This window comes from Anaerorhabdus sp. (genome assembly GCF_036641015.1).
Taxonomy (GTDB): domain Bacteria; phylum Bacillota_I; class Bacilli_A; order Erysipelotrichales; family Erysipelotrichaceae; genus Anaerorhabdus.
In genome coordinates this window covers 1-9553 of record NZ_JAVWFO010000061.1, presented here as the reverse complement: position 1 = coordinate 9553, position 9553 = coordinate 1, and the positions used below count along the sequence as shown (strand labels likewise).

Here is a 9553-nt window from a genome sequence, read left to right as displayed (position 1 = left end):
CAATACACTTCCTTCAGGTATAGTTTCATTATTCTGAAAGGTGATTGTATAATGCGCTACAACATGTTCCAATTCTTTACTTGGTTTAATATATAAGTGATTACATGTTTTATTAAGTATTTCTCCAGTATAGCTATCTACATGAAATTCCATCATTTTATCTCCACTACGTAAATCCATTATAACATTTAAAAAGAGGATTCAATTCCTCTTATAATTCAAATAATATAACTGTAATTACGGTAGCAACTGCACCCACAACTAAGAAACAAAGTGAAACTAAAGCTTTTTTCTTTCTTATTTCCATACCAGCACGTTCTTCATCATTCATGTTTGATATATATTTATTTCTGCCTAATAAGTATAGAATCAATCCACCGCTGCCTTTATTACCACTAAGAGAGAAGAAACCCCAAAACTTTGGATGCTTTAACCCTCTACTTTTTGCATCTAAATAAATCATATTATACATTTGATAACTTAATGTTATTGCGCCAAGAAACATTATAAATACGAATAAACCAATAAACCAAATATTCATCTTCATCTCTCCTATATCTTCTTAATAATTTGATAAAATAAAATACATGTACTTAATATACCTACACACATTGCAAAAATAATTAAGTATCTATTTTGCGCAATAATACCATTAAATAGAATCATTAATAAAACCAATACAATGTTGATACCAATCGCTGCAATTAGTTTCTTATTACTATTTACAGTATTCGTAGATTGTTCTAAATGCTCAATCATCTTTTCATCTCCTTTAAGTAATTCATCAAGGCTAACGCCATAGAGATTGCTAAGTTCAATAACATTGATAATATCCGGATAACACTTCTCATTCTCCCAATTTGACATTGTTTGTCGCGTTACTCTAATTTTATCCGCTACATCTTCTTGTGTTAATCCAGAATGTAACCGTGCATCTTTTAACATTTTTCCAATTTCCATTACTGTTCTCCTTGTACCTAAAGATTGTCATTTTTTATAAATTTCGTCTATCAAATATTTTTTACATCACTATTTTCTCTTTATTTTATACTGTTATTTCATACAAATCCACGTTTAATGTTAATTTAAGCTCAAATTACTGTATTCAATATAAAAATAGAACTTCCTTATCAAAAAGTTCTATCCGTTAAAATTACTAAATTACAATTTCATTTATTTCAATTCTTCTTTTCAATTGAAGGATATTCTCATAAATTTTTTCTATAATCTTAATATACTCTTCATCTCTTTTACCACTAGGGTCCTCTAATCCCCAATCTTCCCTATACTTACATGGAAGTGTTGGACAAGATACATTGCAACCCATTGTAATAACAATATCAACCTGAGGAATGTCACTTAATAATTTAGAATGCTGTGTTTCTTCCATATTTATTCCATAAATATCACTCACTAATCTTACTGCATCCTGGTTAATCTTATCTTTTACTTCCGTTCCAGCTGAAAAGCTTTCAAATGTATAATTCGCTAAATGTTTTCCTAGTGCTTCTGCAATTTGACTGCGACATGAATTGTGTACGCATACAAATGCTACTTTAGGTAATACTTTCATATTACTTGATATCCTTTAGTATTTGCTTCGCTTCTTCTATGCTCAATACTTTACCATAAGATACCACTTTCCCATTAATTACTAGTGCTGGAGTGGACATTACACCATAACTTGCAATTTCCGCAAAATCACTAATGTGTTCTACTTTATAGTTTAATTCTAATTCTTCTATCGCTTTAACAACTGCTTTTTCTAATGCAACACATTTTGCACACCCTGATCCTAAAACTTTGATTCCTTCTTCTTGTTTTTGTTGTTCTGCCTGTTTCATAATTTCTGGTGTACAAGCAGCACAACAACATGATTTCTTTTCTTCTTTTTTATTACCAAATAATTTCATTCTCATTTCCTCCTTTAAATAATTAAGAATGCGTGTAATGCATTAAATAAATAACCTACTAAAATAATTCCAACTGTACATATTACAAAGAATAAGAACAGCAGTTTTGGCTTAATTGCTTTTTTTAACATAATCATCGAAGGTAAACTCAATGTTGTAACTGCCATCATAAACGCTAATACCGTTCCCAACTGAGCTCCCTTTGCAAGTAATGCTTCTGCTACTGGAATTGTTCCAAAAATATCAGCATACATCGGAATTCCAACTAGTGTTGCAAATATAACTCCCAACGGATTATCACTACCCAAAATTGATTCAATCCATGCTGCAGGAATCCAATTATGAATAAGCGCTCCTATTCCAACCCCAACCAAAATATAAGGAAATACCTTTCTAAATGTTTCTACAACTTGTTCCCTAGCATATTGTATTCTTTCCTTTACAACTAATGTTGGTGAGTCTATATCGACATGTTTTGCGTTTCGGATAAAACTTTCTACATATTTCTCCATATGCATTTTTTCAATCAATGTTCCTCCTATTACCGCAATCACTAAACCCATTACAACGTAAATTACCGCAACCTTTATCCCAAATATACTCATAAGTAAAACCAAACTTCCAAGATCAACCATTGGGGATGAGATAAGAAATGAGAATGTAACCCCTAATGGTAATCCTGCACTTGTAAATCCTATAAACAATGGTATTGATGAACAAGAACAGAATGGGGTTACTGTACCTAATAAAGCAGAAATGACATTAGCACCAATACCCTTAAACTTCCCTAATATTTTTTTACTTCTTTCTGGCGGAAAATAACTTTGGATATATGAAATTATAAATATAAGTACACATAATAAGATTGTTATTTTAATGACATCATAAATGAAAAATTGAATACTGCCTCCAAATCGTGTTTGTACATCAATACCTATCATCGATAAAAGTGTCCCAATAGTTTCATTTAGCCACTTCATTCCTAACACTTGATTTTGAATAAATTCAAATATTGTTTTTAAAATATCCATTATGTACCTCCTTGTTATATCAAATATTTTTGATATGTTATTTTAAGTAAAAGCCATCAAACGATGACTTATTTACAACAACTAGAATTACCTTTTTTACTATCCGTAATTTCCATTAACCGTTTTAATGCATACTTACTACCCTCAGCATTAATACTGTAATGAGTCCATTTACCATCTTGTCTTGCTTTTACTATATTACTTTCACACAATATTTTCATATGATACGATAATGCAGACTGTCCCATATTCATTTCTTCTATTAGTATACAAGCACATTTTTCTCCATTTTTTAATAACTTCAATATTTGAAGTCGCTTTTCATCACAAAGTGCTTTAAATATCTTCGCATCATTTTTATACTCATTTGTCATGTTAACCTCACATCAAATTATTTTGATATGAAAAATATATCATATCTCTGCTAATCTGTCATCTTTTACTACTAATTTGTTTAAATCTTTTTCGTGAAGGATTACCCTCGACACGATGAATAATCTTGTTTTTAACATCATAAATTACTGACCAGACAGTATCTGCTCCAGTACTTCTATCATATTGGCACATAAATCCATATTTACCCGAAAGAATATCTTTTATTGTATCTACCGAGAATATGTTATTACAGTTCTTTAATGCATTATACGCAACATTGTATCTTTCTTCAGATTTCCAATCATCTAATATACCTTCATATTTATACTGTTCCATTACTAATGAGTTAAAATTATTTGCTGTTACTACAAAGTTCCCATCACTATTAGGTCTAATTACTTCAACAGTATATGGATTGCACTCTACGACTATCATATCGCCACTAGAATCGACTATTGTTAATGTTTGTTGAGAAGCTATAGGGACTCTTTTCAAAAAATCAAGTGCCTCTTGTGTTGTCTTACATTTTTCTAAGATGTATCTCACTAACATTCCTGCATTTAAACCATAGTCACGTACCTTAGGGTATATAAATGTTAAACCTACCGCTAGACCATGCTCATTCATACCATCTTCCATTTGTATAAATGCTGTTGTATTCCCATTAAATGCGTAAACATTATCTAATTGGTAAACACAGTTCAAATTACTTTTTTCTAGTTTAACCAAAAAATCACTGTTCCTACCAAATAGAATTTTACTTCTATCTTTACAAGCAAAACATGTACAATGATTCTCAAACTCAAAACAATACATGCTCAATAAGAACATACTTAAAAAATCAAATGAATCCTCTTGCCCATCTGCTAAACCTCTAATCTCTTGTATAACTTCCGGATAGTATTCTTCATAAATTGGAATACAATTTCTAGCAAATTCCTTCTTTTCATCTCTTGCAACAAAATCAATTTGTTTGCTTAATAAAGTTCCATGTTTCCTTAACATTTGTCCCCAATGAAACCCTGCTTCATAATGACTTTTTTTAATCTTACATGATACATTTTAACTCTCCTTTTTTTAATTTAGAGAGTCGACGTCAACTCACACGTTTAGAATAGTTCAATAAAAATTTAATGTCAAACGATTTAGATTACAAATAAATATTTGCTTTATCTTGAACCAAAACAAAAGAAATGTTGTATAATTACAGCCAAGAAATGGAGATATTAATATGCATATTGACTTTAACTCAATCAAAGAAATCGAAATACCTGGAATGAATAATGGCACTGGTAAAATGAGTGCAAAAATGTATATGGATTCCGATAGAAAAATCATTCCCACTCACATACATAAAGACAGTTCTATTGGTCAACACAAACACGAAACAAGTGATGATATAAACTATGTACTCTCTGGTACTGGTAAAGCTATCTGTGATGGAAAAGAAGAAATATTAACTGCAGGCACATGTCACATATGTCTTAAAGGATCATCGCATTCAATCATCAATACTGGTGATGATGATTTAGTTTTACTAACTATAGTAATTGAAAGATAATCTTTTAGTCTAACTAATATCAAATAATACCTCGTGTATAAGCACGAGGTATTATTGATATTCCTATCGTATTTCTCCATTTGATTCAATCACTTTTTTGTACCAATTGAATGAATCTTTTTTATAACGTTTGAAACTACCATTTCCTAAATCATCTGTATCAACATAAATAAATCCGTATCTTTTCTTCATTTCACCTGTTGATACGCTCACTAAATCAATACAACCCCATGCCATATAACCAATCAAATCTACACCATCATTTACGGCTTTTTCCATTTCAACAATATGGTCTTTAATGTATTCAATTCTATATGGATCGTGGATTGTCCCATCATCATTAAGTACATCTCTACATCCAATACCATTCTCAGTAATCATTACTGGAACTTTATAGCGATCATAAACCTTAAGCAATGTATATCGAAGTCCCACAGGATCAATTGGCCAGTCCCACTCTGTTTCTTTTAAATATGGGTTTTTAATGCCTCCCATAATATTTCCACTTGTCTGTTCATTAAAATCTAATGTACTTTCAGATATACTTTGGTAGTAAGAGAAAGTATAGTAATCACAAACTCCTTCTTTAAGTATTTGTTTATCTTCATCCGTTAACTCAATATCTATACCTCTATTCTTAAATTCATTTAGTGTATAGAACGGATATTCACCTTTAAGCATGATATCTGAACAAGTATTGTTATAGAATAAATCATTTTTAAATACTGATAATACATCATCTGGATGACATGTTCTAGGATACCTAGTAATATGACAAATCATCGTTCCAAAATGAAATTTATCATTAATTTCTTTACCTGCTATTACTGCTTTTGCAGATGCAATAAATATATTCTTTAGTGCTTTCATTCTCATTTCGAAATCATCTGGTTGCCCTTGAAATGTGCACTCCTCTTTTGGAAACATCGCCCCTTGACCTAGTGCACTTAGGGATAAAAACATATTATTTATTTCATTAAACGGTAACCAATAGGTTACATACTCACTATACCTTTCAAATAAGGTTTTTGCATATTTAACATATAAATCTATTACTTTTTTATTTGTCCAGCTTTGATATTTAGTTGCAATAGCTAGTGGAATATCACTATGTGAAATTGTAACCACTGGTTCAATATTGTATTTTTTTAGTTCTTTAAAAATATCATCATAAAACTTCAAGCCTTTTTCATTTGGTTTTTCATCATCGCCGTTTGGATATATTCTAGACCATGATATCGATAAACGATACGCTTTAAATCCCATTTCAGCAAATAATGCGATATCCTCTTTATATCGATGATAATGATCTATAGCTACTCTTGATGGATAGAAATTTTCTTCACTAATTATTGGTGTTATTCGTCTTGGATTAGTATGTGATCCTACAGTTACGATATCATATACTGATAGACCTTTGCCATCTTCTAGATAAGCACCCTCAATTTGGTTTGCAGCAGTTGCTCCACCCCACAAGAAATTTTCTTTAAATCCCGACATTACTCATCCCTCCATTTTAAAATAACCATTGCACCAATTGCTACAATCATAGCCACAAACACACCTACTAGATAATAAACAAATGTATCTGTCATTGCTAATACTATTGTTCCAAAAGGTACAAACCCAAAAGACAAATATTTAACTCTGAATAACGCCATAATTGCACCACCAGCTGCGCCACCAACTATAGTTGCAATTAAAGCCTTGCGATATTTTGTAATTAAACTGAATAGCACGGGTTCTGTTACTCCAATTAAAGCAGTGATTCCTGTAGATAGACCAACCGATTTCGTACTCTCTTTTTTTGCTTTCACGAAAATATAAATTGCACATGCTGCCATTGCTGAATTTGATGCAGCTGATGTTACCGGATATATGAAATCATATCCTAAGGTTGCTAGGTTTTGTGCAATAATAGGAGTCATTGCAACTTGCATACCTGACATTAACATGAAAGGATAAATAGCTCCACATACTGCTCCTCCAAGAGGACCTAAAGCATTATACAGCCACAAGATACCTTCAGCTACAAATGTCCCAATCCATCCTCCAATAGGAGCTAGTATTACCCAACCAACTACCGCTGATAACATTACTGTAATTAACGGAGTAATAATTATATCGATCATTTTCGGTACGAATCGTTTACAAATTCGTTCTATGTGCGATTGGAAGTATACCGTTAAAATTGCCGGAACCACAGTAGATGAATATGCTGCATATGTTAATGGAACCATGCCAAACAACTTAATTGATGTTCCTGCCATTGAAGAAAATGCCGGAAACATCAATATAGCGCTTGTTGTAGCAGCAAGTACTGGATTGCAATTAAATCTTTTAGCCGCTGAATATCCAATTAACACTGGCATGAAATAAAATGCTGCTTGCGCACAGTTAAAGAAGAATACATACGTTTCGCTAGTTGGATCTATCCATCCAAATGATTGAACTGAGTATAGCACTCCTTGTAATAATCCACACGCAACAATTGCTGGAATAATTGGTGCAAGAATTGATGTTAATACATCCAACATTGTTGGTATCGCATTTTTAAATGTCAATTTTCGTTTTTTATTTCCATCTAAATTTTCATCTACTGCTTCTTCTTCCTTAATATTAGCTATCTTACATACCGCTTTATAAACATATTCAACTTCATTACCTATAATAATTTGGAATTGTTCACCTGACCATTGTGTTCCTACCACTCCTGATAATTTATTTATTTCATCTGTTTTGATACGACTTTTATCTTTTGTTGTGATTCTCAGTCTTGTAACACAATGTGTACAATAACTGATGTTTTCTTTTCCCCCAATTAAATCCAAAATCTGATTGGCGATTTCTTCATAATTCTTTTTTGTCATGTCTTTTCCCTCCAATTTTCGAATTATTTATCTAAACAGTTTGGACGTCTCAAACTGATTTGATCAAAAATAAAACCCCACACAATAAACACTAGTTTATTTGTATGAGGTCAAGCCCTATTGGTAACAATCCTCTCGAATACATAATCTATTTACATGTAACATCAAATATAATTTTTCTTCATCATTTAATTCTATTTTCATTTTACTGCTTAAATATAAACTGATTCTTTCTGTACACTCATAAGTTTCTTTATAACTTGAAACTAATGTCTCATATATTTTTCTGTTTTTTGTATTAATTAATCTTTTTTCTTTTAATCGCTTAAGTAAATAATGCATGTGCGAAACAAATCGAGAATAATTAAAGTCATCTCTATTTATGGATGTTTGAAATGATATCTCAATAATTTTTGTTATTTCATCTATTACCTCATCGCTTTCAATATTCACACTGTTTTTTTCTTTTTCTTGAGCGTTTATAATATGAATCGCTAGTGATGCAACTTCTTCTTTTGGAAGTAGTATGTTGTACTTCTCCTTAATAAGGTTTACTCCATATCTACCTATCATCATTTCCTTTTCAAATAGCTGTTCTATGTCATTAGTGATTGGAAGTTTTAATACTAAATTCTTTTTGTATCTATGAATACAAAAATTAATGTGGTCTGCAAGTGTGAATACTAAATTCGAACTAATATTGCTATCTAGTAAAGTTCTAGCATAAAAAACAATCTTATCAGATATCTTAATAATATCCTCTGGAATATCATTAATCATTGCTAAATAAGCAACATCAACATCGTAGTAAGTTCTTTCAATTTTTGCTAGCTCAACTTCATCAGAAGCCTTATGAAATCCAACTCCTTTACCAAAAACAACCAACTGATTGCCATCTGAATCAATACATAATGCAACGTTGTTATTAATACTTTTTAGTAGTTTCACAATTCTCCTTCCCTATCATTTCACCGATATAACAATACTATTTAAATCAACTATACTTGGATTACTTATATCTAATTTTATATCTTTTGTTGTAATAATCATAGGAGTAATTAAGTTTACATTATGATCTTTCATAAACTCGCGATTAACTCTTAATAACTTATCACCCTGTTTAACTTTATCACCGATATTAACTAGTACTTCAAATCCTTCTCCACGTAAATTTACTGTATCTAAACCAACGTGAATTAATATTTCTATTCCATTTGAATTTATTCCAACTGCATGTTTTGTATTTGCGATAAGTACAATTTTACCATCACATGGTGCACATATTGTGTCGCTATCATATTCAAAAGCAACACCTTCTCCCATCATTCTCGATGAGAACACTGGATCAGGAACGCAATCAAGACTTACCAATTTACCTGTTACTGGTGCATATAATTCACTTAACTTTTTTTTCTTAAATAGATTTAGCATATTGATCCTTCCATATAAAAATCCTCGCAGACTACCCACATAAGTGTCAGGTCAAGCCTCCGAGGAGTAACAATCCTATTTACAAGTTGATATTAGCACAAAGACAAAATAAATGTCAATGATAAAATTTATACTAATTTAAAAAACATTAGAAATGATTATTTACATAAGAAATTTTAGTTGAGTTTATTTTTCTTTCTTAGTTGAACAGTATGCAAGTATGTTTAGATAGAATACATTATTAATCGTAGATTATCAAATTGAATTTGAATATGAATTAATGATGCAATTTTATCAAAATGTAATTGTTAATTGGAGTTGCTTGTAGCAACGACTGGTTTTACTTACAATAGTGGTAACAAACAAAAGAAG

General features: G+C 31.0%; 12 protein-coding genes. 1 reads left to right on the top strand and 11 read right to left on the bottom strand.

Annotated elements, in window-relative coordinates; translation table 11 throughout:
- Window positions 1-211 precede the first annotated feature (211 nt).
- The 7 genes from RR430_RS08205 to RR430_RS08175 form a co-directional block, all read right to left on the bottom strand.
- Window positions 212-541 carry a hypothetical protein gene (locus RR430_RS08205; RefSeq protein WP_332508915.1) on the bottom strand — a complete coding sequence of 110 codons (330 nt, stop codon included), beginning with the start codon at window positions 539-541 and terminating at the stop codon, window positions 212-214.
- A gap of 11 nt (window positions 542-552) precedes the next feature.
- Window positions 553-960, bottom strand: a complete 408-nt coding sequence (locus tag RR430_RS08200) for a helix-turn-helix transcriptional regulator (RefSeq protein WP_332508914.1) — start codon at window positions 958-960, stop codon at window positions 553-555.
- A 196-nt stretch (window positions 961-1156) separates the two neighbouring features.
- On the bottom strand, window positions 1157-1573 hold the full coding sequence (locus RR430_RS08195) for an arsenate reductase/protein-tyrosine-phosphatase family protein (protein ID WP_332508913.1): 417 nt from the start codon (window positions 1571-1573) through the stop codon (window positions 1157-1159).
- A 1-nt stretch (window position 1574) separates the two neighbouring features.
- Window positions 1575-1913 carry a thioredoxin family protein gene (locus tag RR430_RS08190; protein WP_332508912.1) on the bottom strand — a complete coding sequence of 113 codons (339 nt, stop codon included), beginning with the start codon at window positions 1911-1913 and terminating at the stop codon, window positions 1575-1577.
- Between the two features lie 14 nt (window positions 1914-1927).
- Complete coding sequence (locus RR430_RS08185; RefSeq protein WP_332508911.1) at window positions 1928-2944, bottom strand: permease; 1017 nt, start codon at window positions 2942-2944, stop codon at window positions 1928-1930.
- Window positions 2945-3012: 68 nt separating this feature from the next.
- Window positions 3013-3318 (bottom strand): ArsR/SmtB family transcription factor, encoded by a 306-nt coding sequence (locus tag RR430_RS08180; protein WP_332508910.1) that lies wholly within the window; start codon window positions 3316-3318, stop codon window positions 3013-3015.
- Window positions 3319-3376: 58 nt separating this feature from the next.
- Window positions 3377-4324 (bottom strand): C45 family autoproteolytic acyltransferase/hydolase, encoded by a 948-nt coding sequence (locus tag RR430_RS08175; protein WP_442878271.1) that lies wholly within the window; start codon window positions 4322-4324, stop codon window positions 3377-3379.
- A 226-nt stretch (window positions 4325-4550) separates the two neighbouring features.
- Here RR430_RS08175 and RR430_RS08170 point away from each other — a divergent pair, with 226 nt between their 5' ends.
- A complete protein-coding gene (locus RR430_RS08170) occupies window positions 4551-4880 on the top strand; it encodes a cupin domain-containing protein (protein ID WP_332488184.1) in 330 nt (109 codons plus the stop codon).
- A gap of 63 nt (window positions 4881-4943) precedes the next feature.
- On the opposite strand, the gene RR430_RS08165 is transcribed toward RR430_RS08170, so the two are convergent.
- The 4 genes from RR430_RS08165 to RR430_RS08150 all read right to left on the bottom strand — a co-directional run bounded on the left by RR430_RS08165 (window position 4944) and on the right by RR430_RS08150 (window position 9181).
- Window positions 4944-6380: a glycoside hydrolase family 1 protein gene (locus RR430_RS08165; protein ID WP_332488185.1), complete on the bottom strand. Its 1437-nt coding sequence runs from the start codon at window positions 6378-6380 to the stop codon at window positions 4944-4946.
- Complete coding sequence (locus RR430_RS08160; RefSeq protein ID WP_332488186.1) at window positions 6380-7750, bottom strand: PTS transporter subunit EIIC; 1371 nt, start codon at window positions 7748-7750, stop codon at window positions 6380-6382. Before RR430_RS08160 ends, RR430_RS08165 begins: the two co-directional genes overlap by 1 nt.
- 117 nt (window positions 7751-7867) lie before the next feature.
- Window positions 7868-8698 (bottom strand): PRD domain-containing protein, encoded by an 831-nt coding sequence (locus RR430_RS08155; RefSeq protein WP_332488187.1) that lies wholly within the window; start codon window positions 8696-8698, stop codon window positions 7868-7870.
- A gap of 15 nt (window positions 8699-8713) precedes the next feature.
- Window positions 8714-9181: a PTS sugar transporter subunit IIA gene (locus RR430_RS08150; protein WP_332488188.1), complete on the bottom strand. Its 468-nt coding sequence runs from the start codon at window positions 9179-9181 to the stop codon at window positions 8714-8716.
- Window positions 9182-9553 lie beyond the last annotated feature (372 nt).